The following is a 23,996-nucleotide window of genomic DNA, read 5'->3' as shown; positions in this document are numbered from 1 at the left end:
TCATTCTTCGTAAAGGCTTCGATATCTGCGCGCGAAACGTCAAAATCAAGTCGCGGCGGCGGCCGGCGTTTTGGCCCCGCGCGCGCCGGGACCGCCAAACACGTCCAGGAGCTGGCGCTTGATGGCCGCCTGTCGCTGCGGGGATGCGATCTTCGCCCCTGTCAGATCCGTGACATAGAAGGCGTCGACGGCGCGCTCGCCAAAGGTGACGATATGCGCCGAGGCGATATTGAGATTGAGCCGCGAAATGGCGTTGGTGAGTTCGAACAGCAGGCCCTCGCGATCGAGTCCGGAGACCTCGATGACGGTATAGACGTTCGACAGGCTGTTATCGACGACGACCTCGGGCGCGACCGAAAAGGCGTCGGTCGGCAGATGCGTTTTGGCGCGCGCCCGCAGCTCTTCGGACACGACGACCTCGCCGCGCAGCGCCCTGGCGATGAGCCCGGCGATGCGCCCGGCGCGACGCATTTCATCCTCGTCAAAATCAAAGGCGCGCGAGAAGAAGATCGTGTCGAGCGCGAGACCATCCGCGGTGGTGAAAATATGCGCGTCGACGATATTGGCGCCGCCCGCCGCGCAGCCGCCGGCGATGATCGACAGCAGACGCGGGTTGTCCGGCGCGACGACGGTCAGCTCAACGGCGCCGCGCGTCCTGTCGAGTTCGACTGCGGTCGCGAGCGGCGCCGATGCGCCGTTCATCTGGCGAAGCAGCTCGGCGTGACGCAGCTTGCGGGCGACGTCGACCTTGAGCCAGTAGGCCGGATAGTGACGCTTGGCGTAGGCGTCGAACGCCTCGTCGCTCCACTCCGGAAGCGCGGCGCGCAGCTCGGCTTTCGCGGCCGCGACGCGACTCTTGCGATCGACCGCCGAATGGCCGCCGCCGAGCACAACCTCGGTCTCCCAATAGAGCACGCGCAGCAGCTGCGCCTTCCAGGCGTCGAGCACGCCGGGCCCGACCGCGTTGATGTCGCAGACGGTGAGAACGAACAGCATCTTCAGCCGCTCCATCGTCTGAACGATGGCGGCGAAATTCTCGATCGTGACGCGGTCGGAGAGATCGCGGCTCTGCGCGAAGCTCGACATGGTGAGATGATGCTCGACGAGCCAGGCCACGGACTCGGTCTCGCCGGGGGTGAAGCCCAGACGCGGACACAGGCTGCGCGCCACCTCCATGCCGGCGCGGGAGTGATCCTCCTTTCGGCCCTTGGCGATGTCATGCAGGAAGAGGCCCAGATAAAGCACCTTGCGGTTGACGATCGTCGGCAGGATTTCGTCAACGAGCTGCTGATGCTCCGGCATGCGCCCGGCTTCGAGGTCCGACAGTCCGCCGACCGCGCGCAGCAGATGCTCGTCGACGGTGTAGTGATGATACATGTTGAATTGCATCATCGCGACGACCTTGCCGAATTCCGGGATGAAGCGCCCGAGCACGCCGGTCTCATTCATCCGGCGCAGCGTGATTTCGGTCATGTTGCGCGAGAGCAGGATTTCGAGAAACAGCCGATTGGCTTCCTTGTTCGCGCGCAGATTGGCGTCGATCAGGCGCAGCGACAGAGTCACCGCGCGCAGAGCGTCCGGATGCAGCGGCAGGCCATGATGGTCGGCCATCCAGAACAGCCGGATGATGTTGACCGGATCGCGCTTGAACACATCGGCGTCGACGATGCTGATGCGGTCGTGATCGACGATGAAGTCGCCTTGCGGGCCGCGACTGCGCCGGCGCCGAAACGGCTGCAGAAAGCGCTCGAAAATGGCGCGCGGCTTCGCCTGCTTTTCTTCAAGCGCCGCGCAGACGATCGCGGTGAGGTCGCCAACTTCCTTGGCGACGAGAAAATAGTGCTTCATAAAGCGCTCGACCGGCGACAGCCCGCTACGGTCGTGATAGCCAAGGCGCCTGGCGATCGTCGTTTGCACGTCGAAGGCCAGCCGTTCTTCGGCGCGCCCCGTCGCGAAATGCAGATGACAGCGCACGCGCCACAAAAACTCCTCGCAGCGCTCGAACAGGCTGAGCTCCGCCGCGGTGAAGAGGCCGGCGGCGACGAGTTCCTTCGCCTCGCGCACGCGATAGACATATTTGGCGATCCAGAACAGCGTGTTGAGATCGCGCAGGCCGCCTTTGCCTTCCTTCACATTGGGCTCGACGAGATAGCGCGAGGCGCCGGCGCGCATCACCCGCGAATCGCGTTCGGCGAGCTTGGCGGAGACGAATTCTCGCGCATCCGAGCGTGCGATCTCGCGATCGAAGCTCTCGCGGAACTCGCTGAACAGCTCGGCGTTGCCGAGAATGAAGCGCGCTTCGAGCAGCGTGGTTCGAATGGTCATGTCGGCGCGGGCCTGACGCATGCACTCGGCGACGGAGCGCGTCGCATGACCAACCTTCTGACGCAGATCCCAAAGAATATAAAGGATCGCCTCGATGACGCTTTCGCCCCATGGAGTCTGCTTGTACGGCACGAGAAACAGAAGATCGATGTCGGAGCCCGGCGCCAGCGTCCCGCGCCCATAGCCGCCGACGGCGACAATCGCGAGACGCTCAGCAAAGGTCGGATTGTCGACGACGTAAACATAGCGCACGACATAGTCGTAGATGGCGCCGATCAGCTCGTCTTCGAGCGCTGAGATCAATCTGGCGCAGGCCAGTCCCGAGCCGCGCGCCTCAAGCCGGGCGCGCGCGATCTCGCGTCCTTCCGCCAAAGCCGAGCGAAACAATTCGACGATCGCCGTGCGCCGCGCATGGCCGCGCTCCCTCTTGCAGATCGTCGCGATCGCCGGCGCAAGCGCCTGCCGCAGACCGCGAAACTGCGCGTTGGGATCGAGGCCGGCGAAAACGCTGAGCGGCGCTGCTTCGTTCATGGAGTCAATTCCGACGATCGGCCCGATTCGCGCAGGGCGCGCAGACGCGCCTCGATGGCGTCGAAGAGCGGCGGCGCAAGATCCGGCCCGCCGATGCGTTTTAGCGCGCGCAGCCCGGTCGGCGAGGTCACGTTGATCTCGGTGAGCCAGCCATCGATCACGTCAATGCCGACGAAGACCAGCCCGCGCCGTTTCAGCTCCGGCCCGAGCCGCGCGCAAATGTCTCTTTCGCGCGCGTTGAGTTCGGAGGCCGCAGGCGCCCCGCCGCGCACCAGATTAGAGCGGATGTCGTCCTCGGCCGGAATGCGGTTGATCGCGCCCATCGCCTCGCCGTCGATGAGAAGAATGCGCTTGTCGCCCTTCACGATCTCCGGCAGGAACCGCTGCACGACCCAGGGTTCGCGAAAAGTCGTCGCGAACATGTCAAAAAGCGAACCAAAATTCGGGTCGCGCGGCCCGACCTTGAACACCGCGGCGCCGCCATGGCCGTAGAGCGGCTTCATGACGATCTCGCCATGCTTGGCGCGAAAGCGCTCCATCGCCGCGCGGTCGCGCGTGATCAGCGTCGGCGGCATCAGATCGGCGAATTCCATCACGAAGATTTTTTCCGGCGCGTTGCGCACATGCGCGGGGTCGTTGACGACGAGCGTGCTCGGCGCGAGCCGCTCCAGAAAATGCGTGGAGGTGATATAGGCGAGATCGAACGGCGGGTCCTGGCGCAGCAGCACCACGTCCATGCCGCCGAGCTCAAGGTCGGTGGCCTCGCCAAGCGCGTAAAAGCGCGAAGGATCGTCGAAAACGTCGATGCGACGCGCCCGCGCCGTCAGCCTGTCGCCTTCGAGCGACAATTGATCCGGCGTGTAGAACCACAGGCGATGGCCCCTGCGCTTTGCCTCCAGCATCAGCGCGAAGGTGGAATCGCCAGCAAAATTAATGCGTTCCAAGGGGTCCATCTGGACCGCAATCTCGAGCATCGATCCCCCTGCCCCGGCCGCCGCCGCCCTGCGCCGGCCCTTGGGAACGGCGTCGCGGCGCGGGCGACACATAGCAGGAGAACCGTGACCCTGCGCAACCCTCAATCGCCCCGGCCCTCGGCGGACGCGGCGGCGCGGGTCAGATCACATAATCGAAGGAATCATAGGCGAGGCCGCGCAGGATCTGGTCCATGTCGCGCGCCGGCTCAGCGCAGGACTCGGCGCCGACCACCTTCGCCGGAACGCCGGCGACGATGGAATTGGGCGGAACCGACTGCAGCACCACCGAGCCCGCGGCGATCCGCGAACAGGCGCCGATCTCGATATTGCCGAGAATTTTGGCGCCCGCGCCGATCATCACGCCGCGCCTGACCTTCGGATGACGGTCGCCCGCGACCTTGCCCGTGCCGCCCAGCGTCACATTATGCAGAATCGAGACGTCGTCGTCGACGACCGCCGTCTCGCCGACGACGAAACCGGCGCCATGATCGAGGAACAGGCCTTTGCCGAAGCGCGCGGCCGGATGAATGTCCGCCGCCAGCGCATCGGAGGCGCGGCTCTGGATATAGAAAGCGAAGTCGTGGCGCCGCGCGCGCCACAGCGCATGCGCCAGCCGCGCCGACTGGATCGCGTGAAAGCCCTTGAAATAGAGCAGCGGCTCGATCATCCGCCCGCAGGCGGGATCGCGCTCGACATAGGCGGCGAGATCGGCGCGGAAGGCCGCAGCGATCGCCGCGTCGTCGCGCGCCGCCTGCAGGAAGGCGTCGGCGATCGTCTCCGCGTCCAGCGCTGACGCGCCGAGTCTCGCGGCGATGCGATGGACCACCGCCTCTTCGAGCGACGCGCGGTTGAGGATCGCGCCCTGCATCAGCGGGGCCAGCGAAGGATCGAGACGCAGCGCCTCCTCGGCCTCGCCGCGCATGTGCGCCCACATCGCCGCGCGCGCGATCAGCTCTTCTGTCGGCGCGTCGGCGCTCATCATTTAGAACTTCACTTCCGGCGGCGATTGCGCCGCGCCGGCCGCGGAGAATTCCGCCATCGGCTTCGTGCCGGCGAAGAAGGTCTTCGCCCAGAGGAGCGTCGGGAAGGTGCGCAGCGAGGTGTTGAACTCCCGCACCGCCTCGATGTAGTCGCGCCGCGCGACATTGATGCGGTTCTCAGTGCCTTCGAGCTGCGACTGCAGGGCGAGGAAGTTCTGGTTGGATTTCAGATCCGGATAGGCTTCGCTCACGGCGATCAGTCGCCCCAGCGCGCCGGTCAATTGGTTTTGCGCCTCCTGGAACTGCTTCATCTTTTCTGGATCGGTCAGCGAACCCGCGTCGACCTTGACGGACGTCGCCTTGGCGCGGGCCTCGACGACGGAGGTGAGCACGTCCTTTTCCTGTCTGGCGTAGCCCTTCACGGTCTCGACGAGATTGGGGATGAGATCGGCGCGGCGCTGATATTGCGACTGCACGTCCGACCATTTCGCCTTGGCGTTTTCTTCGAGCGTCGGAATCGTATTGTAGCCACAGCCTGCAAGGCCCAGGCTAAGAAAAATCGCGGCGGCGACGGCGCGCCAGCGGGAAAAGTCGCTCATATAAAACTCCTAAAGAGCGGCGCGGCGCGCCAGCGATCGTCGCGCGGAATGTAAGGCGTGGCCCTCGCCAAGGAAAGGGCGCGGCTTAGCGCCGAAATGAGGTAGAATGCGCCTTCGCCTAAAGGATGCGGAGCAAATGCAGATCGACGAGATCATCGGCAATTTCGAACTGCTCGATGAGTGGGAGGACCGCTACCGCTATCTCATCGAGCTTGGGCGCACGCTCGAGCCGCTGCCGAAAGACGCCTATACCGACGCCAACAAAGTGCGCGGCTGCGCCAGCCAGGTGTGGCTCGAAACGACGCCGACGCGCGACGCCGACGGACGCACCGCGCTCGCGTTTCGCGGCGACAGCGACGCGCATATCGTGCGCGGCCTCGTCGCGCTCGTGCTGGCGCTTTACTCCGGGCGGCCGGCGCAGGAGATCGTCGAAACCGACGCGGCGCCGCTCTTCAAGGAGCTCGGCCTTTCCGAACATCTGACGCCGCAGCGCGCCAATGGCCTGCGATCGATGGTCGAGCGCATCAAGAAAGAAGCGCGCGAGGCGATGGCGGCATAGGCCCCCACCCCAACCCTCCCCCGCTTCGCGGGAGAGGGAGTCCGACTCGGCGCTTCATCAACATTGCGCCGGCGTATCAATGCCGCGCTGGCTGCGCTGCGCTGCTCGTTAGGGTCCCCTCTCCCGCGAAGCGGGGGAGGGTCAGGGAGGGGGTTGTTCCTCACACCCTCGGCCGGTAATCCTCGGCGCCCCAATGCAGCAGCGCTTCGGCGCGGTCGCGGCCGCGCGCTTCGACCGCCAGCCCGTAATGGCGCGCCAATCGATCGAGCGCGATTCTCAGCACGACTTTCGCCGAGCGGGGCGGCCAGCCGCGTTCGCTTTCGACAATCTCCAGGCCCTTGAGATAGCCGCAGACGTCGGTCAACAGGCCCGCCAGTTCCGGCCCCACGGCGTCGAAAGCGCGCGCAAGACGCCGGCGCGCGTCGATCGCCACCTCGGAGACGGCGCCGGCGTCGGCGCCGCGCCGCGCCGCGTTGATCGACGCCTCCCAATTCGCGGTCACGCGCTGCAGGAGCTGCGCCTGTTCGATGTCGCGGCGAAAGCGCTCGCCGGCTTCGAGCTGCGCGGCGTCGAGAAAGGTTCGTCCCTCCCGGTCCTTTCGCCGCGCGAGCCAAGCGAGCGGACTTTCCGCGTCATTGACGAGCGTCGGCCGCGCGGCCTTTTCGAGCTGACGCAGCGCATAGGATGCGTGCTGGGCGCGAAAGGGCTCCGCCTGATCGACGTCGGGCGCGGACAAGCGACGCAGATGCGCGCGGCCGGCGTCGGTGAGCGCCAGCCGCCGCTCGCCGCCGTCCTGCGCCCATCGCGCGAGTCCCTCGCCGACCGCGGCGTCGGCGGCGGCCGCCGCAAATCGCGCGCGCGCCACGGTGACGCCTTTGCGCGCGGCGAGCACGACGAGCGTCGAAGGTTCGAGCGGGCTCAGCGCGCCGCACGCGCCGGGCTCGGCGAGCGCCTGCAGCAGCCGGCGCATGGCGCGGCCGGTTTCCTCCCGGGTCCCGGATCTTTTCTTCACTGCGCGCTCCCTTGGGAAAGGAGGGCGCAGATCATGTCGCGCTGCGCGGCGAGCGCGGTTTCGAGCCGGCGGGCGGCGGCGTCGAACAGCGGATCGTCGCGCAAATCTTCGATCGTCGCGCAGGCGTGACGGACCGTGGCGCGGTCGCGCGCGAAGGCTCTGGCGCAGGCCGAAACGCTGGCGCCGAGCGCGACATGGTGGAGATAGACGGCGAGCTGACGCGCCCGCGCGACCGAGGCGCGGGAGCGGCGGGGAGAAAAGAGATCGGCGAAGGGCGCGCCCTGCGCGGCGGCGGCCGCGGCGGCGCTAAGCCCCGGAATGAGCGTCGGATCGAGCAACATCGAGGTCTCCAGCTGGGGTGGCGGGCAACCGTAAGCTGGAAAATAATCCTATTCAAGGATAAAAAACACATTTATATACTTGACGTAGTAGCCTTCGAATGCTAAACCTTGGGCAACTGAGGTCAAGATCATGTCTCTTCCCGCTATTTTCACCGACGAAGACAAAGCCCGCGAGCACCTTGAAGCGCAGCGCTGGCCGGAAGGCCCGGCTTGTCCGCATTGCGGCAACGCTGCTCAAGCCCGTATCCGCAAGATGGCTGGCAAGTCGCATCGTCCCGGCGTCTATCAGTGCAACGAATGCCGCAAGCCGTTCTCAGTCACGGTCGGCACCGTGTTCGAGCGCTCCAAAATCCCGCTGCATACTTGGTTGCACGCGACGCATCTCTTGACGGCAAGCAAGAAGGGCATGAGCGCCCATCAGCTACACCGTATACTTGGCGTGACCTATAAAACTGCTTGGTTCATGGCACACCGTATCCGCGAAGCAATGGGCGACGTTCCCGGCGTTGCGGAGCCAATGGGCGGAGAAGGCAAGGTCGTCGAAGCCGACGAAACCTATTTTGGAAAGACCGAAACGCAGCCGACGCATACGACAAGTGGAAGGCCGTTCACGAAACACGGAAAGACAGGCCCTTCCGGCAAGCGCTGCGTCGTATCCCTCGTTGAGCGCGGCGGCTCTGTGCGCTCTTTCCACGTGGACAAAGCCACCAAGGAAAGCGTTCGCGCAATTCTTGTCACGAACGTGCGCCGCTCAACCCGTCTGCATACGGACGAAAGCCGCCTATACCCGGATGTTGGCAGAGAGTTCGCCGATCATGCGACCGTCAAACACTCGGCTAAGGAATATGTGCGCGGTGATGTCCACACCAACACGATTGAAGGCTATTTCAGCGTGTTTAAGCGCGGCATGAAAGGCGTCTATCAGCATTGCTCTGAGAAGCACCTTCACCGCTATCTCAAAGAGTTTGATTTCCGTTACAACAACCGTTCCGAGCTCGGCATCGAGGACAGCGAGCGCCGCGACATTGCACTAGCGAAGATAGCGGGAAAGCGCTTGACCTATCGGCGGACTAACGAAACCGCGAACGCTTAGGCAGCAGGCGCGAAAGTTTTTGCGATGGCGTAAGCTGAAAAGCAAAGGCCCCACCAATTATGGCGGGGCCTTCTTGAGGTTACAGCAGACTTGTTATCGCCCTCGCTGTAACCTGCCTCCTCTCGCGAAGAGGTCTTGCAAGCCCGCTTTCGCGGTGACCCCTAAGAGATAGCCGCTACCAGTGAATTGTCAATGAGTGCATCCCTAGTCGGTGAAGGGCGCATCGTCGCGCCTCCCTTAGGACTTCTGGCGAGACAGTTGGTGTCTCGTATTTACGAAAGCCAGTTTTCATTCTGTCTAGTCTGTGGTCAGCAACACTAACGATCAGATCACCCTTTAGCCAAGACTCAGGGTATTTGCTCCTTGGCAACAATCCATCAGGCAAACGATAATGATATGGCTCTACCGTGTGAGGTGCCTTTGAGCTTATTGGCATTACAGTGCACACTCTTGTCCACGATCTTTGATGCGCGGATATTACCAAAACAGGCCTAGTTTTATTTATTTCCGGCTGCTTGAACGCCAAGCCAAAATGACAAATCAAAATTTGCCCAGGCTTAGGTTGGAATTGGATACCTTGGGGATGCTGGTCATTTGATATGGTGTCAGCAAAGTCTCTGATTTGCAGTGAAAATGTATCGTTAGCCCGCAGGCACGCGGCCAACGTTTGTATGTGGCGCTCATCTTGGTCGTCGTGGACGATGACCTGTATTGTCTTTGGCATCAGAAGCCCCTGATTCGGGCTTCACCTTAGCACCGGTTTTCTTATGCGGCTTCGGCGGCGTATTAAGCATACGGCGCAGAGTCGCGTTCATGCGGTCGATATCGACCTGCTGAGAGTCCTTACCGGTCATGACATATCAATAGGGGGAAGCCTTGCCATTTGTCGATGATGACAGCGACAAGCAAATCGCTCAAGCTCTCATGGATGCAAGCCACCCTGAACCCTACCAACAATATTGGTATAAACTCGGAAAATTTATCCATGATTTTTCTGGGACTGAAGCGGCACTTCTTGTATTGCTACGGCAAATAGCAGGAGTTACAAAAGAAGTTGCTGGAGTTTTATTTAGCGGTACACGATCAGACGCAGCAAAGGATTTGATAAATGGAATTTTAGAGACATACGGCAAAAAAGAACAAAAAGAACGACTAGCACGTCCTTTCGAGCAATTTGGAACAATAAACACTATTCGGAACCATGCTGTCCATTGGGGCGCTAATTTAGTCAGCAATGAAATGATAATAAGCAACAATCATTTGTCGCCACGACCGTCTAAAGCAAAACAATTTATAATTACCGCAGCAGATTTTGATAAAATTTGCGCTGATCTATTCGTTATCAGAATATTCTTCGACCGGGAAATTTTTCCGCGCCTCCCTGTCTGGAAAGAGCTTCCTCAAGAGATTTTTGAGCGGCCATGGCGGTATAAACCGCCGCAGCAGCCTCTTCCAAAGAAAGAACCCCGCGTGCATCATCCAAAACGCTCGCGCCAACCTCCCTCATCTTATTAGATATCGCCGGCCTGTCACGCAGGCACGGGTCTAGCTCATTTTTTATGCTACGTCACGTATATAATTGTGACAAAAAACTTATCCTCATCCGTTCGCGGGAACGCATTCTGTGCGTCACGGAGGATGATCCATGACGCACCGGCCCGTTCTCGCCCCGCAAGACCGCCCCGCCCGCTTCGCCGCAGAAGCTGGCGCGGCGCTCCAAGCCGCCCTCGCCGCGGGTCTCAACGCCTATGATCGCACGCACGCGCTGGCGCGTTTCCATCGCCTGTCGCCCGACACGATCGCCAGCGAATCGCCCGACGCGGCGCGCGCCGCGCTCAAGGAAATCGAGCGCGCGATGCGCGGCGAACGCGCCCGGCGCGGCCATTGGAGCTATGATCTCAACCGGCATATCAGCCTGCTCGTCGCCCATCGCGCCGAGACCGCGCGGCTTCATCGCCTGTTGAACCGCGCCTGAGCGCGGCCGCGCTTCCGCCCTCCCGCGCAATGCTTTAAGCTTCGCGCTTTCCGTTAGAGACGCAAAGGCCGGCGATGTATCTGGAGAAAATTCTGGCGCTGTTGGCTGCGACGCTCGTCGCGGTCGGAGCCGGCATCGGCCTGACCTGGCTGGCCCTTAACCCCGCGCCGCGCATGGCCGATGCGGGATCGGGGATCGCCGCGCCCGCCAATGGGCAAGTCGACAAGGGAAGCGCGCGGCAGCAGATCGAGGCCCTTATCGCCTCGACGCCGGATTATGCGCGCTACTTCGCCCGGCTCCGCGAGACCTTCACGGCCGATTACGAAGCGGCGATCAATGATTTCGCCACCCGCCTCGCGCAGACGAAAGAAGAGCAGAGCGTCGACTATTATCTTTCCGAGGCGGTCCGCCGCATCCGAACCTCGCGCGGCGCCCTCGCGGCGAAGGCCGAGCCAGAGCCGATCGCCCGCGTCTTCGAAAAGCAGCTGGAAGTGCTGCAGGCGGTGGCGCGGGAGGACAAGCGCATGTGCGTCGCCTTCCTTTACGGCGCGACCAATCTCGACTTTCAGCGATTCGCCGCCTCCCGCCGCCCGATCGTCTCCGACATGGCGCTGGCGGGGTTGGAGGCGATCGTCAGCGGACAAGCCAATAAGATCGACAGGACCGCGCCGACGGAGGCCGACTTTCGCCTGCTGGAGACGGCGCTCGCCGCGCGGGGTCTGAGCAAGGTCGAGATCGACGCGCTGCTCGACGGCAAGATGCCCACGCCGCCGCTGGAAGACGCCCGCATGTGCGGCGCCGGGCAGGCCTATTTTGAAGTGCTGAAGACCCTGCCCGAACCCGCCCGCACGAAAGTCTACGGGCTGGCGCTGGAGCTGATGGCGCGGTCTTAGAGCAGCTTTCCGAAAAACTCCAACATTTCGTATTGAGTGAATCCTTATCGATCACATGATTCCATGTGATCGATAAGCGCTTGGCGTGTCATGGCCCCGCATGCGCCGGCGGCGGCGCCGGGCGCGCCGGCGCGGCGTCGCCTTTGGACTTGGCGGGCGGCAGCTGGCGCAGTTGCGCGACGGCGATCCGGATCAGCGCGTCGCGCGGCCGCGCCGGCCCGATCTCGACCGCCGCCATATTGGCCATCACCTTGGCCAGATTTTCGGTCGGCGCGCCGTCGGCGGTGAACAGCGCCAGATCCTCATTGGCGCCGCCGACGACGCCCTGGGCCACGTTGGCCGCGTAAGTGGCGATCCGCGCCAGCTCCCCTGAGCAATTTGCAACGCTAACCGGGGGCGCCCGCGGCGCGGGCGACGGCGGCAGGTCGGCGACGACCGTCCTGGGCGACGGCTGAATCAGCTCGGCGAGCTTTTCCCGCCGCGCCGGAAGCTCGGAGACGCCGGCCATGATCGAGGGCGCCGGCAGCAGGTCGACGGGCTTTGCGAGCGGTCGCCGCGCCGTCTTCGGATTGACCCCGCCGCGCCCATGCGCCGCCAGCCAGCGCGCGCGAAGCGTGTTCTGAATGCCGCGCGGCGCGATCGCGATCGGCGCGACGCGCTGCGGCGACATCCGCGCCACGCCGCCGCGCGACGTCGGCGGCGCGAGGACGAGCGAACATTGCGGCGGCGCCCAGCGCTCGACGATGGCGCGCGCGGTGCGCCGCCCATAGTCGACGTAATATCGGCGCAGCAGCAGCGCCGCGACGGCGGCGCCCTCCTCGGCCGATGCGAAGGCGACATGGCCATCGGCGTCGGCGGCGATCTCGCCGTTCCAGCCCGCGCTCTTGATGCACCAGTAATTGTTGAGCTTGACGCAGCGGGCCGGTTCGCCCGCTTCGGCGCCGAACGCCCGGCGGATCGCGGCGACAGGCGCCATCTCCAGCGCCAGCGCGCTTTCGAAGCGCCAATTGTCCACGGCGCGCGCTTGCGGCTGATAGGCGGGACTCGGCGTCGCGGCGAATATCGACGAGGGCGCGACGAGCGCCGCCGGCGCCTTGTGCGGCGCGGCTAGGGCCAGCATCGTCAGGAGCGCTTCGATCAGCATGGCCGCTCTTTGCGGGTTTGCGAACTGCGCTGGATCACGCTGCATTTGGGCGGAATCGCCCAAATGCAGATAACGTGATCGATTCCAAAAGTTTAGAGCGCGCTCAACGCGAAAAACCGGTTCCCGCTTTTTCGCAGCGCGCTCTAGTCGGGGTCTTCCGTCGCCTCGCCCCGTAGAATGCCCGGCGTAACGAAGCGCGCAAGTCGCGCCCCGCCCCTGCCGACGTCCGCCCAATGATCGGTCTCAAAGTCGAGCATCGCCAGCGCCGCCGTTGGGAATTTAGAGCGCATCAGCGCCAAGTCATCGGCCTCGCCCGAGCCGGCGAGCCATGAGGCGAGTTCGGCAAAGCCGGGATTGTGGCCGACGGCGAGCAGCGTCGCGACCTTGTCAGGCGTCTGCCGCAAAATCTCGACCAGATGGTCGACGGTCGCAAGATAAATCGTATTCTCGATCAGATGCGTGACATGGCCTGGAAACGCCTCCAGCACCTGGTCGAGCGTCTGCTTGGCGCGACGCGCATCGGAGGCGACGGCGAGGCCCGGAACGATGTTGGCGTCTCGCAGATACTCGCCCATGCGCCGCGCATCCTCCATCCCTCGACGGGTGAGCGGACGTTGGCGGTCGCCGCCGGCCGAATGCCGGTCAGCCTTGCCATGGCGCAGGAGCAGGAGTCGACGCATGCGGCCTCTCTATCACGGCGCCGCCGCGCCGCCACGCGCCGCCCCTCGCGAAACGCCGGCTGCGACGAAACTACGCGCCTCTTTACCCCGAAAGGCGCGGCGTGCAAGCTCTCTCCGTTCGTCTTCCCAAGGTTTCCCTGATGCGCAAATCCCTCGCCGTCGGCGTCGCGACGTCGCTCTCGCTCATGAGTTTCGCCGCGCCGTCGCCGGGCGCCGGCGAAAAACCGCTGACGCTCGACAATCTCGTCATCACGCTCGGCGCGACGACCTATCGTATCCCGCACATCGAAATCGAAGGCGCGAGTCTGCCGCTGACGGAACTGACCACGCTGTTTTTGAGCGGCGACGGCAATGTCGCGGCGCGTCTTGCGCGTATTTCGGCGCGGCGAATCGCCGTGCCGGCCATGTCGAGCGAGAGCCGCAATGAGTCGAACATTGAACGCGCCGCATATCGCAAGCTGCTGTTCGAGAATGTCGTTTCGGGACGCGCGGCGACCGTGCGCGGCGACGGCGGCGAGGAAACGATCGAATCGACGAAGGGCGGCGTTCAGCGCGTCTCCTGGGGCGCCTCTGTCGCCAGAGGCGTCGATCTCGCCGAACTCGCGCGTCTGGCGCTCTCCGCGCGCGGCGAGGCCAATGAACCGCTGAAGCCATTGATCGAGGAGGAAATCGTCGAATCGTCGCGCCTCGAAGACGCAAGCGGCGATCTCGTTCTGACGACGGGCCGCCTGAAGATTGAGGGCGTGCGGGGGCGAGCGCTGCGGACTCCCGCCGGCAAACTCGCTGAAAGATTCGAGAAGCTCGATCCGGCGAAACCGGAAAACGATCCCGCGCTGATGCGCGATGTCCTCGACGCGCTGCAATCCTTCGAGGCGGCGGCGATCGAGGTCGACGACGTCGTCGCCGCCGGCAAGGGCGAACCCGCAGGGAAACCGTTCACGGCGAAGATCGCGCGCGCCGGCATGCGCAAAGTCGCGGGCGCCGGCGCCGGCGAAATGTTTTTCGACGATTTCTCGCTCGCCGCGTCGGACGGCGGCCATCTGTCGATCAAGCGATTCGCGCTGAACGAACTGCGGCTGGCGCCGGTTTTAGAGGGCGCCGCCTATCCTAAGCTCGCGCGCATCGAGGCGCGCGGCGTCGCCGCCGATCTGCCCGACTCCAAGACCAGCGAACCGTCACGAATGAAATTCAGCGTCGAGAACGCCAGCGCGACATTCGATAATTTTCTTGCATCGACGCCGACGAAATTCTCCGGCCACGTTGACAATTTCGTCGTCGATCTTTCTGCGCGCGGCGAAACGCAGACGACTTCGCATTTCCTGGCGCTCGGCTATCGCGAGCTTGCGGTCTCCGGACTCGCCGCCGGCGAATGGCGCGAGAAGACCTCCGAAGCGGCGCTGGAGCCTGTCGCGATCGACGCGAAGAACATGGGCGTCGCGCATCTTACGGCGCTCTTCGGCAATGTCTCGAGCGCGGCGTTCTCGTCTTCGCCCCTCATCTCGCGCGCCGCCATGCTCACGACGTCGATCAAGTCGATCGACCTGACGCTCGAAGGCGACGGCCTCGTCGATCGCGTGCTCGCGCTTGAAGCCAAGGAGCAGAAGACGTCCGTCGAAAAGGCGCGCGCCGATTACGCCAAGGCGGCCGCAGCGGCGATCACGACGCTTGGCGGCCCCGGCGCCAACGCCAGGCGAATCGCCGACGCGGTTTCGGCCTATATCGAGAGGCCGAAGCGCCTGCGTCTGCGTTTCGCCGCGCCAAAGGGCGTCAACGCGATCGACGTGTTAGCGCGAAAGCCCAGCGAAATTCTGGAAAGCCTCGACGTGGAGGCGAGCGCTGACAGGTGATGATGCGCCTGAGCGCGCGAACTTATTTAGCGGCACGGGCTTCTATTCGACCTGAAACACGAACGAAACTTCCTACTTTGGCCGTGGAACTCCCGGCCCCGCCTTCTTCAGAGCTTCACGCTCATACTTCGTATAGCTGCCGGCTTCTCTGAGATAGGATGGCGCTACTTCACTTATCGACACAGCCGATTTATTGCCCGTCGCAATCTGGTCCAAATAACGGAGCCTATAAGAGACTTCTGGCGTTCCGCTTGCGTCTGTGCATCGAGCCGATAAATACTTTTTTCTGCCATCCGCCGTACGGTAAATATTAACATCAATGAAATGGTTCATTTTATCGAATGGTTGTTGTATCTCTGCCGGCAATCTGCCGGGGAAACCAAACGGCGTTACAGGTAGTTGCTGATCTACAATGATTCTCAGGCGAAATGCGTGGTATTTCGTATTACATTCTTTGCGCCATAATTTTTTCTCCTCAAAAACTTGCACATCTTTGAAAGCGCAATATTTCGTGTTTTCGTCCACGGAGATGTAAGCCAAATTCTTTGAGTTTGATGCGTCCTTTACAGAAATGACATTGTTCTTGAGAGCGAACTTGATATCCGCATATTTGGTCGAACCCAGCGAAACGCCCGGCGGCGCGGAAAACCGGTTGAGAATCTGGTAATCCGAACTGCATTCATAGGAGTCGGGATCATCGCCTCTGTAGATCTCTGCCGCTCCGGCTGGCGCCGCGCTGCCGACCAGCATCGCGGAAAACAGAAGCGCGCCGAGGCGCAGCCTGCCTCCAGCGGCAGACGATGATCTGCGCAACCGCTTGTTGAAAGGCCTCAAGACAATCCTTCCCGTAATTCGCCGCTACACGGGGATAGGCATCGCCAATAGTCACTGAAACAGTAACCGCTATGCCTACGCCGTCAAGCCGACCTGCCTAAGCAACAGGGCTCCGAATCCAGATTAACAAGGCGTCATCTCACCGCGTCATGGCCGCGCTTGTCGCGGCCATCCACGCGCCGTCCCCGCGCGATGCGTTTCGCAATGTCCCAGCGTGGATGCCCGGCGCAAGGCCGGGCATGACGGCTGAAAGCGAGCTGAATTAACCCGAGTTCGAAGCACTGGCATAAGCAAAGCGCGCGGTTACGCTGGCGACGACCCCATCGCAACGGCCCGCGCCGTCCCGGCGGCTCGCCGTCACCGCCCCGAAAAATTCGGCTCCCGCTTCTCCAGGAACGCGGCGCGGCCTTCCATGTAATCCGCGCTGTCGAAACAGGCGCTCGTCAGCGCTTCACACTGCTCATGCGACGACGCGCCGGGCAGGCGCGCGGCGGCGCGGATCGCCGCCTTGGCCGCGCGCAAGGTCAAAGGCGCGCCGGCGGCGATCGTTTCAGCGAGCGCATGCACGGCGCCTTCGAAACTCTCGGTGGCGAACAGGCGGCTGACGAAGCCGCGCTCCTTGGCTTCATCAGCGGTCAGGCGACGCGCTGTGTAGAAGAGGTCGAACGCCAGCTGCGGGCCGACCGCGGCGACGACATAGGCCATCGCCGCCGGCGGATAGCCGACGCCGAGTTTCGCCGCCGGAATCGCGAACGTCGCTTGCCCATCGGCGATGCGCAGGTCGCAGGCCGCGGCGATTCCGAATCCGCCGCCCATGCAGAAGCCCGACACGGCCGCGATCGTCGGCTTGGAAAGATTCGAAATCGCATCGAACGCCTCGACATTGGCCTGTTCATAGGCGCGCCCGCCTTCGCTCGTCGCGCGCAGGTTGGAGAATTCGCTGATGTCGGCGCCGGCGCAAAACGGCAGACCCGGCGCGCCGCTGATGACGAGGACGCGCGCGTCCTCCGCCGCGTCGACGGCGCGGAGCAGCGACGGCAGCGCGCGCCACATCTCGAAGTCGAACGCGTTCCGCTTGGCGGGATTTTCGATGTAGAGGCGCGCCACGCCGAATTCGATCGTGACGCGCAGCTTCGGGGTCGCAGATATGATCGCCATCGTTCCTCGGAAAGCAAAGTTTTCAGCGGCGCCGGATCGCTCGCTCGGAGCCATGTCGGCGTGTTTTGGACCACATTCGCCGACCACTCTAAGCCGACATGCGCAAAGCGACGAACCGGGCGCCGACCGCCGCGGCAAGCGATGCGACGCGACGCAATGCCGCGCCATAAGACCCTCGTCGCGACCTCATGCCACAGCAGTCCACGCGCTGATCAAGATTAGGGTCGACGTCGCGCATTTAAAGGAAATCTCCTGCCAGCCGTGGAGCAGCGATGGCGATGGGAACAGACAAATTCGCGTCGCCTGGCGCGCTGCGGCTGACCTTAGCCGTTGCGGTTTTCCTCCACCATACGACCAGTTTCAACCTCGGCATGTCCGCCGTGCTGGTCTTCTTCGTGCTCAGCGGCTACTGGGTCGCGGCGATGTGGAAGAACACCTATTCGAAAACGACGTCGGCTTATTTCACCTATCTCGTTTCGCGCGTGTGGCGCATCGCGCCGGTTTTTGCTCTGTGCTCGGCGATCGCCTGGGCGCTGCTGCTCTGGCGCGGCGACGCGCCCGTCGTCTTCGGCGGGCTGATGCATCAGTTCTTCTCCAACATCATGATCCTCGGCTACAGCGCGCTGCCCTTCCAGGCCAACGTTCCCGGCTGGTCGCTGGATATGGAATTGCAATTCTATCTTATCGCGCCGGCGATCATTTTTCTCATTTCGAAAAACATCTCTCTCTTGCTGATCTGCCTTGTCGTTTCGGCCGGTGCGCCCTGGCTCGGCGGCTCCGCCACGGTCGCGCCCTTCCTTTTGTTTTTTGGAATCGGCGTCGCGGCGGCGAGCCACGATTTAAAGCCCAATCGCGCCTTCGCCTATCGCGCATTGTTCACGACGCTCGCGACGCTGTTCCTCTGCGCGCTGATCTTCGCCAAGGATATGATGCTCGGCGAAAAACAGGATCTGCTCGCCTTCAGCGACAAGATGAATCTCGTCATCGCGGTGATGATGACGCCCTGGGCGCTCTATACGACGCAGCAGGCGAGCGGCGCCAAGGACCGAATGCTGGGCGAACTCTCCTACATCTTCTATCTGCTGCATTGGTCGGTGATTGGCGCCCTGAAGACGGGCGAAGGCTCCTATCTCGATCGCGCCCTGCTCTGCTCCGAGGCGCTGCTCATCATCTTCGTCGCCTCCTACCTGATCTGGCGGCTGTTCGATCGGCCGATCAACAGATTGCGCGCCGCCTGGGTGCATGGCCGGCTTATGGTCGCGCCGGGCGCGATCCCCTCGGCGACGCCGGCTCGCGCCGCGTCCGCATTCGCCTAGATGGCCGAAGGTCGGTTCAAACGCGCGGGGACGCGCACATCGACAAATTTGCTTGAGTCCGGTCGCCGGGATATGGGTTCGCCATGTTCCCGGGGGCGCATAAACTGGCGTTTGTTCTGGCCGTCACAAGCGGGCTGACGCTTCTCAGCCTGAAGCGGTCGGATGAGCCGACGCTCTACTGCGCCGATGTGAACGGCGCCGGGGACGACTATAGAATCCTCGTCATCGGCGAATCCTGGGCCTCGGACGGCAAGGTCCTGCCCGAACTGCCGCGCGCCGTGGCGAAAAGGCTTGACGGCCGCGGCGTCCGGGCGTGCAGTCTCGGCTTTGCCGGCCGCAACTCGCGGTTGCTCTACGCCGAACTGCGCGAGAAATTCCCCAAATACAAACTCTACCGCATGTTCGGGGACAAGAAGCCGGACAAGGTCGTCCTGATGAACGGCGTCAACGACGCGATTCAGCACGTCGGCGCGTCGGCCTATGTCGAATATACGAAAAAGCTCGTCGAGTATTTTGCTGACGTCGACGACGTCGAAATCATCTCCATACCACGGGTCAACGAGCGCAATTTCAGGCCGCCGAATCTCTACAGCGCGCTCAAGCGCTCGATATTGAGCTGTTTCTATGATGACTGCGAGCGACAGGTGAACGACCTCTATCGGGTCGCGCTGTGGCGCGACCATCCCGAACTCAACACTCTCGAATATGACGCCTTCATCGGTCGCTACGAAGGACACGAGCGGTGTTACACGAGGGACGGCGTTCATCTGACGGACGAATATTTCCACAAGTATGGTGAGTTCGTCGGCGGCGCGATTTCGCTCGGAAAGCTCGCGCCGGCCGTGAAATAGCGCCGTCTTGCGCGCGTCGCTGCTATAAGCCGCTGATGGACCTCCTCTCTCGCCTGCTCCACCGCGACGGGCTGATGCTGATCATCGACAAGCCCGCCGGCGTCGCCGTGCATCGCGGGCCGAAGGGCGGCGCAAGTCTTGAAGACGCCTTCGACCAGCTGCGCTTTGGCCTGCCGCGGCCGCCGGCGCTGGCCCACCGGCTCGACAAGGACACGTCCGGCTGCCTTGTTCTTGGGCGCCACCGCAAAGCCCTCGAGCGGCTCGGCGCGCTGTTCAAGTCCGGCCGCATCGGCAAGACCTATTGGGCGGTCGTCGAAGGCGCGCCCACGGGCGAAGAAGGCGAAATCGATCTTCCGCTCGGGCGGCTCGATGCGACGCGCGGCTGGTGGATGCGTCCGGACCCTTTGGGTCTGCCCGCCCGAACCTCCTGGCGCGTGCTTGGCGGAAGTCCGGACAACAGGCTGACATTCATCGAATTCACGCCGCACACCGGCCGCACGCATCAGATCCGCGTGCATGCGCAGGCGATGGGCTGGCCCATTCTCGGCGATCCGATCTATGGCTCAGGTCGCCGCGAGGACTCAGCCCCGCTACATCTTCATGCGCGCGCGGTGCGCGTGCCGATGCAGGACGGCAAGCCGCCGGTGCAAGCCGTCGCCGCGCCGCCCGCGCATATGGAAGAGGCGCTCGCCGCATGCGGATGGAACGGCGAAGCGCAATCGTAACACGGCGATTGCAAATCGCCGCCGAAGCGACCACCATATGAGAGAATTTTGGAGCGACCAATGGCGGCCACGCCTTCGACGACCGAAGCCTCGCGCCCCAGGGGCGGCAACGCCTTCGCGTTGGACCGCGCGCTGCTCTACGATCTCGCCGATATCGCGCTGACCGCCGCGAAGCGCAACGGCGCCAGCTACGCCGACGTCAGGATCGGCGAAACCCGCCGCGAATACGCCTTGGCCAAGGACGACCGCTTGGAGAATTTCGACGAGCGCGCCTCGCAAGGCTTCGGCATGCGCGTGCTGCTCGACGGCTGCTGGGGATTTTACGGCGCGCGGCGGCTCGATCCGCAGAGCCTGCGCGACGGCGTCGATCGCGCGCTGGAGAACGCCCGCGCGGTGAAGCGGATACAGTTCCAGCCGATCGCGCTCGAGCGTCTGCCCGCGCATGAAGCCGAATGGATCATGCCCATGGGCATCGATCCCCTCGAAGTATCCTCCGGCGAGAAGGCCGACCTGCTGCTGTCGATCATCGCCAGCGCGCGCGATCACGGCGCGGATTTCTGTTCAGCCTCGCTCTCGGCGACCTGCGAAGAGCGATTCTTCGCCAATAGTCTTGGCAGCCGCATTCATCAGACGCGCACGCGCGTCGCGCCGAACTTTCAAGCGACCGCCATCGACCGCGCCAGCGGCCGTTTTGCGACGCGCGACTGCCTGGCGCCGGCGCGCGGCGCCGGCTGGGACTATGTCGTCGGCGCCGGCCTGATCGAGGAGGCCGCGCAGGCCGGCGAAGAGGCGCGCGCGAAGCTCGACGCTAAGCCGGTGACGCCTGGCGACTACGACGTCGTGATCGACCCGACGAATCTGTGGCTCACGATTCACGAGACGGTCGGCCATTCGACCGAGCTCGACCGCGTGCTGGGCTGGGAGGCGAATTTCGCCGGAACGAGCTTCGTCAAACCGCATATGCTCAACGAACTGCAGTTCGGCTCCGAATTGATGACGATCGTCGCCGATCGCGCGCAGCCCGGCGCGCTCGCCACCATCGGCTATGACGACGACGGCGCCCCTGCGGAGGCCGCCGATTTCGCGATCGTCGAAAAGGGCGTGTTCAGGAATTTCCAGATGGCGCTTGGACAGGCGCATCTCATCGGCCTGTCGCATTCGAACGGCTGCGCCTATGCGGACAGTCCGACGACCTTTCCCATTCAGCGCATGCCGAATATTTCGCTCAAGCCTAATCCTCAGAAATGCTCCTTCAATGATCTCATCGGCGACGTCGAGAATGGCATCTATGTCGTCGGCGCCGGCAGCTGGAGCATCGATCAGCAGCGCGACAATTTCCAGTTCGGCGGACAGCTGTTTTATGAGATCAAGAACGGCAAGCTCGGCGATCTGCTGCGCGACGGCGCCTATCAGGGCCGCACCACGCAATTTTGGAACTCTCTCGCAGGTCTATGCGACGAGAGCGCCTATCATCTCGACGGCACCTTCACCTGCGGCAAGGCCGAGCCGGTGCAGGTGGCGCCGGTCTCGCATGGCAGCCCGCCGGCGCTCTTTCGCAATGTGCGCGTCCTGAACACGAGCGAATAACGCGGCTGGATTGCGATGAACACAGTCTTCACAATTGGATACGAAGGAACCGACATAGATCGGTTCATGGCGACGCTTCACGCCGTGCGCATTGCGGTGCTTGTTGATGTCAGAGCAATTGCAATATCGCGTAAAAAGGGATTTTCGAAAACTGCGTTGAAAACGAGATTGAACTCGGAAGGCATCGCGTACCAGCATATGAACGAACTCGGCGACCCCAAGCCAGGGAGAGAAGCGGCGCGCGCTGGTCGTATTGATGAATTCCGTCGAATATACAGCGAACATCTCCGTGGCGCCGACGCACAAGCATCCCTTAGGAAACTGACAGAATTAGCGCTTGAGCGATCGGTGTGCTTGCTCTGTTTTGAGCGCGATCCGAAGCACTGTCACCGCTCCATCGTGAGCGATCATTTGATCCCCATGGGATTCAAACCTCTTGATCTCTACGGCGATCTCCCGAGGCGTTATGACGATTTCTCCCCCATCCGAGCGCATAGTCATTCTGATCAAAGCCTTGCCGCAACCGAGTAAGAAATATGGAGAAACCGTCTGTTGCGCGGGCGTCACCGCCGACAGGCGATGGAAACGGCTTTTCCCTATTCGATTTCGCCATCTGAAAGGTGAGAGCAGCTTTTCGCGATGGGACTGGGTCAGCTTCAACTATGGTCGACCGAAATCTGACACCCGAAAGGAAAGTTGCCATGTACACGAAGAGTCAATCGCAATAGGGGGCAAACTAAAGGAAGCCGAGCGGGCCAGACTCCTAACACCCATGCTCTTAGGATCAGCGAAGGTCGCGGCTCATCAAGGTGATTCCCTTGCGCTGATTCGACCTCGGAACACTCGCTTCCTATGGAAGGCGAAAACAGCCGAAGAAATCTCTGAAGAACGCGAGGTGTTCCGTCTCGCCGCGCGTCAGCACGATCTGCTGGACGACGAAGAACTCGCCGAACTTGAGCCAACTCCATATAAGTTTAGCTTCAAGTTCGATGACGCGGACGGTGCTCACCACTATCACAATGGAGATTGGGAAGCGCACGCCATGTTTTGGCGACAAAGCCAAGAAACTTCGGAAATCGATGCCCTGCAATGGATGAACCACGTGTTCAACGAGGATTACCCCAAGAAGGGAATGGCTTTCGCGTTGGGCAACATGGCCAAGCGACCACAGACATGGCAATTGCTGGGCGTAATTCGACTCAATGAGACAACTCAAGGCGAGTTGTTTTAGTGTTCCTTTCTTCAGACGACGCAAAGTCGATCGCCGACAAGGTCCTCGCGCGCTCCAAGGCCGACGCCTGCGCCGTGCATATCCAGGGCGGCTTGGACCAGAGTCTGCGCTTCGCGCGCGGCGGCGCCACGACCAATCTCGCGAGCGCCGAAGCCAATCTGCGCATCTCGTCGCATATCGGCGGGCGCATCGGCTCCTGCAGCATCTCGCGTTTCGACGACGCGGCGTTGGCCGCCGCCGCGGCGCGCTCGGAAGAGATCGCGCGGATGTTGCCCGTCGATCCCGATTATGTCGCGCCGCTCGGCCCGCAGAATTACGGCTTCTCCGACCGCTATGACGACGCGACCGCCCATCTGCGCCTCGACGCGCTTGCCGGCGCGGCGGCGCGCGTCATCGAGGAAGGCGCGCGGATCGGCGTCGACACCTTCGGCTGCGCGACGACGGCCAGGCGATTCGACGCTTATGCGACGAGCGCAGGCCTCTTCGCCTATGAGCGGCGCAGCGAAATCGATCTCTCCGCCACGGCGCGCAACCGCGCCGACGCATGGTCGGGCTGGGCGGGCGCGCATCAGTTCTTTGCGGATCGTCTCGACGCCGAGGCGATCGCGCGCGTCGCCTGCGCCAAGGGCGCGCATGACGCGACGCCCGTCGACCTCGAACCCGGCGCCTACACCGTCGTTCTCGAACCGGACGCAACGGCGGAACTTATGTTCTGGCTCATCAGAACGATGGAGGCGCGCGCCGCCGACGAAGGCAGAAGCTTCTTCGCCCGTCCCGGCGGCGGCGCGCTGATCGGCGAAAGGCTGTTCGACGAAAAGCTCACGATCCGCGTCGATCCCGCCGACCCGCTGGCGCCGGAGGCGGCCTTCGGCTTCGAGGGCGTGCCGCATCGCGCCCGCGCCTTCGTCGAGAACGGCGTTGTGAGAACGCTCTACCGTTCACGCGCCTGGGCGCAAAAGACCGAATCCGAAGCAATTCCCTTTGCGAAGAATTTCGTCATGTCCGGCGGCGACGCGTCGATCGACGACATGGTCCGCTCGGTGCGCCGCGGCGTTCTGGTGACGAGGTTCTGGTACACAAATATTGTGGAGCCTAAGAGCCTGCTGCTGACCGGCCTCACGCGCGACGGCAATTTTCTCATCGAGAACGGCCGCATCGTCGCGCCCATGCGCAACATGCGCTTCAATCAGCGGCTCGGCGATCTCTTCAGCAATGTCAAAGCGCTCGGTCCGACGCGTCGGACCTGGCGCGCGGCGGGCGAAGGCGGCGCCCCCGCGGCGCCGGCGATGCTCGTCGAAGGCTTCAATTTCTCGTCGAAGTCGAGCGGGATATAGCGCCCGC

Annotated in this window: 24 protein-coding genes; 13 read left to right on the top strand and 11 right to left on the bottom strand. The window is 63.0% G+C overall.

The window, feature by feature from the left end; all coding sequences use genetic code 11:
* Positions 1 to 45 precede the first annotated feature (45 nt).
* The 4 genes from BN69_RS15435 to BN69_RS15420 form a co-directional block, all read right to left on the bottom strand.
* Positions 46 to 2,856, bottom strand: a complete 2,811-nt coding sequence (locus tag BN69_RS15435) for a [protein-PII] uridylyltransferase (RefSeq protein WP_014892577.1) — start codon at positions 2,854 to 2,856, stop codon at positions 46 to 48.
* Positions 2,853 to 3,830: a glutathione synthase gene (gene gshB, locus BN69_RS15430; protein ID WP_041927004.1), complete on the bottom strand. Its 978-nt coding sequence runs from the start codon at positions 3,828 to 3,830 to the stop codon at positions 2,853 to 2,855. The genes BN69_RS15435 and gshB overlap by 4 nt, the downstream gene beginning before the upstream one ends.
* 139 nt (positions 3,831 to 3,969) lie before the next feature.
* On the bottom strand, positions 3,970 to 4,809 hold the full coding sequence (cysE, locus tag BN69_RS15425) for a serine O-acetyltransferase (RefSeq protein WP_014892575.1): 840 nt from the start codon (positions 4,807 to 4,809) through the stop codon (positions 3,970 to 3,972).
* A 3-nt stretch (positions 4,810 to 4,812) separates the two neighbouring features.
* Positions 4,813 to 5,409 (bottom strand): LemA family protein, encoded by a 597-nt coding sequence (locus tag BN69_RS15420; protein WP_014892574.1) that lies wholly within the window; start codon positions 5,407 to 5,409, stop codon positions 4,813 to 4,815.
* A gap of 136 nt (positions 5,410 to 5,545) precedes the next feature.
* Here BN69_RS15420 and BN69_RS15415 point away from each other — a divergent pair, with 136 nt between their 5' ends.
* On the top strand, positions 5,546 to 5,968 hold the full coding sequence (locus tag BN69_RS15415; protein ID WP_014892573.1) for a SufE family protein: 423 nt from the start codon (positions 5,546 to 5,548) through the stop codon (positions 5,966 to 5,968).
* Between the two features lie 160 nt (positions 5,969 to 6,128).
* On the opposite strand, the gene BN69_RS15410 is transcribed toward BN69_RS15415, so the two are convergent.
* Both BN69_RS15410 and BN69_RS15405 read right to left on the bottom strand, forming a co-directional pair.
* Positions 6,129 to 6,980: a DUF6456 domain-containing protein gene (locus BN69_RS15410; RefSeq protein ID WP_014892572.1), complete on the bottom strand. Its 852-nt coding sequence runs from the start codon at positions 6,978 to 6,980 to the stop codon at positions 6,129 to 6,131.
* Positions 6,977 to 7,321: a helix-turn-helix domain-containing protein gene (locus BN69_RS15405; protein ID WP_014892571.1), complete on the bottom strand. Its 345-nt coding sequence runs from the start codon at positions 7,319 to 7,321 to the stop codon at positions 6,977 to 6,979. The genes BN69_RS15410 and BN69_RS15405 overlap by 4 nt, the downstream gene beginning before the upstream one ends.
* Before the next feature lie 130 nt (positions 7,322 to 7,451).
* On the opposite strand from BN69_RS15405, the gene BN69_RS15400 reads away from it, so the two are divergent.
* The gene (locus tag BN69_RS15400) at positions 7,452 to 8,414 is read left to right on the top strand and encodes an IS1595 family transposase (protein ID WP_014892570.1); all 963 of its coding nucleotides are present in this window, start codon (positions 7,452 to 7,454) and stop codon (positions 8,412 to 8,414) included.
* Positions 8,415 to 8,589: 175 nt separating this feature from the next.
* Here BN69_RS15400 and BN69_RS20120 read toward each other — a convergent pair whose 3' ends face one another.
* Positions 8,590 to 9,138, bottom strand: coding sequence for a type II toxin-antitoxin system PemK/MazF family toxin (locus tag BN69_RS20120; protein WP_014892569.1), 549 nt, complete (start codon positions 9,136 to 9,138; stop codon positions 8,590 to 8,592).
* Positions 9,139 to 9,290: 152 nt separating this feature from the next.
* Here BN69_RS20120 and BN69_RS19330 point away from each other — a divergent pair, with 152 nt between their 5' ends.
* The 3 genes from BN69_RS19330 to BN69_RS15390 all read left to right on the top strand — a co-directional run bounded on the left by BN69_RS19330 (position 9,291) and on the right by BN69_RS15390 (position 11,282).
* The gene (locus BN69_RS19330) at positions 9,291 to 9,929 is read left to right on the top strand and encodes a hypothetical protein (protein ID WP_148277144.1); all 639 of its coding nucleotides are present in this window, start codon (positions 9,291 to 9,293) and stop codon (positions 9,927 to 9,929) included.
* Positions 9,930 to 10,059: 130 nt separating this feature from the next.
* A complete protein-coding gene (locus BN69_RS15395; protein WP_014892567.1) occupies positions 10,060 to 10,389 on the top strand; it encodes a DUF6477 family protein in 330 nt (109 codons plus the stop codon).
* Between the two features lie 74 nt (positions 10,390 to 10,463).
* On the top strand, positions 10,464 to 11,282 hold the full coding sequence (locus tag BN69_RS15390; protein WP_014892566.1) for a hypothetical protein: 819 nt from the start codon (positions 10,464 to 10,466) through the stop codon (positions 11,280 to 11,282).
* An 88-nt stretch (positions 11,283 to 11,370) separates the two neighbouring features.
* On the opposite strand, the gene BN69_RS15385 is transcribed toward BN69_RS15390, so the two are convergent.
* Both BN69_RS15385 and BN69_RS15380 read right to left on the bottom strand, forming a co-directional pair.
* Positions 11,371 to 12,426 carry a hypothetical protein gene (locus BN69_RS15385; protein ID WP_014892565.1) on the bottom strand — a complete coding sequence of 352 codons (1,056 nt, stop codon included), beginning with the start codon at positions 12,424 to 12,426 and terminating at the stop codon, positions 11,371 to 11,373.
* Between the two features lie 143 nt (positions 12,427 to 12,569).
* A complete protein-coding gene (locus BN69_RS15380; RefSeq protein WP_014892564.1) occupies positions 12,570 to 13,106 on the bottom strand; it encodes a SixA phosphatase family protein in 537 nt (178 codons plus the stop codon).
* Positions 13,107 to 13,246: 140 nt separating this feature from the next.
* Here BN69_RS15380 and BN69_RS15375 point away from each other — a divergent pair, with 140 nt between their 5' ends.
* Complete coding sequence (locus tag BN69_RS15375; RefSeq protein WP_051013489.1) at positions 13,247 to 14,953, top strand: hypothetical protein; 1,707 nt, start codon at positions 13,247 to 13,249, stop codon at positions 14,951 to 14,953.
* A 72-nt stretch (positions 14,954 to 15,025) separates the two neighbouring features.
* On the opposite strand, the gene BN69_RS19320 is transcribed toward BN69_RS15375, so the two are convergent.
* Together BN69_RS19320 and BN69_RS15370 are read right to left on the bottom strand one after the other, a co-directional pair.
* Positions 15,026 to 15,787 (bottom strand): hypothetical protein, encoded by a 762-nt coding sequence (locus tag BN69_RS19320; protein WP_014892562.1) that lies wholly within the window; start codon positions 15,785 to 15,787, stop codon positions 15,026 to 15,028.
* A gap of 357 nt (positions 15,788 to 16,144) precedes the next feature.
* A complete protein-coding gene (locus tag BN69_RS15370) occupies positions 16,145 to 16,945 on the bottom strand; it encodes an enoyl-CoA hydratase (protein WP_014892561.1) in 801 nt (266 codons plus the stop codon).
* A gap of 272 nt (positions 16,946 to 17,217) precedes the next feature.
* Here BN69_RS15370 and BN69_RS15365 point away from each other — a divergent pair, with 272 nt between their 5' ends.
* The 7 genes from BN69_RS15365 to BN69_RS15335 all read left to right on the top strand — a co-directional run bounded on the left by BN69_RS15365 (position 17,218) and on the right by BN69_RS15335 (position 23,989).
* Entirely contained in the window at positions 17,218 to 18,261 is a 1,044-nt protein-coding gene (locus BN69_RS15365; RefSeq protein WP_014892560.1) for an acyltransferase family protein, read from the top strand.
* Between the two features lie 83 nt (positions 18,262 to 18,344).
* Positions 18,345 to 19,112 (top strand): SGNH/GDSL hydrolase family protein, encoded by a 768-nt coding sequence (locus BN69_RS15360; RefSeq protein ID WP_014892559.1) that lies wholly within the window; start codon positions 18,345 to 18,347, stop codon positions 19,110 to 19,112.
* Positions 19,113 to 19,147: 35 nt separating this feature from the next.
* Positions 19,148 to 19,837, top strand: coding sequence for an RluA family pseudouridine synthase (locus tag BN69_RS15355; protein ID WP_014892558.1), 690 nt, complete (start codon positions 19,148 to 19,150; stop codon positions 19,835 to 19,837).
* Positions 19,838 to 19,897: 60 nt separating this feature from the next.
* Positions 19,898 to 21,424, top strand: coding sequence for a TldD/PmbA family protein (locus BN69_RS15350; RefSeq protein ID WP_014892557.1), 1,527 nt, complete (start codon positions 19,898 to 19,900; stop codon positions 21,422 to 21,424).
* A gap of 66 nt (positions 21,425 to 21,490) precedes the next feature.
* Positions 21,491 to 21,955, top strand: coding sequence for a DUF488 domain-containing protein (locus BN69_RS15345; RefSeq protein ID WP_371212370.1), 465 nt, complete (start codon positions 21,491 to 21,493; stop codon positions 21,953 to 21,955).
* A complete protein-coding gene (locus BN69_RS15340) occupies positions 21,891 to 22,655 on the top strand; it encodes a hypothetical protein (RefSeq protein ID WP_244434975.1) in 765 nt (254 codons plus the stop codon). Before BN69_RS15345 ends, BN69_RS15340 begins: the two co-directional genes overlap by 65 nt.
* Complete coding sequence (locus BN69_RS15335; protein ID WP_014892554.1) at positions 22,655 to 23,989, top strand: TldD/PmbA family protein; 1,335 nt, start codon at positions 22,655 to 22,657, stop codon at positions 23,987 to 23,989. The genes BN69_RS15340 and BN69_RS15335 overlap by 1 nt, the downstream gene beginning before the upstream one ends.
* Positions 23,990 to 23,996: the final 7 nt, after the last annotated feature.

This window comes from Methylocystis sp. SC2 (assembly GCF_000304315.1).
In the GTDB taxonomy this organism is placed as follows: domain Bacteria; phylum Pseudomonadota; class Alphaproteobacteria; order Rhizobiales; family Beijerinckiaceae; genus Methylocystis.
This window is presented reverse-complemented; position numbering and strand designations above follow the sequence as displayed.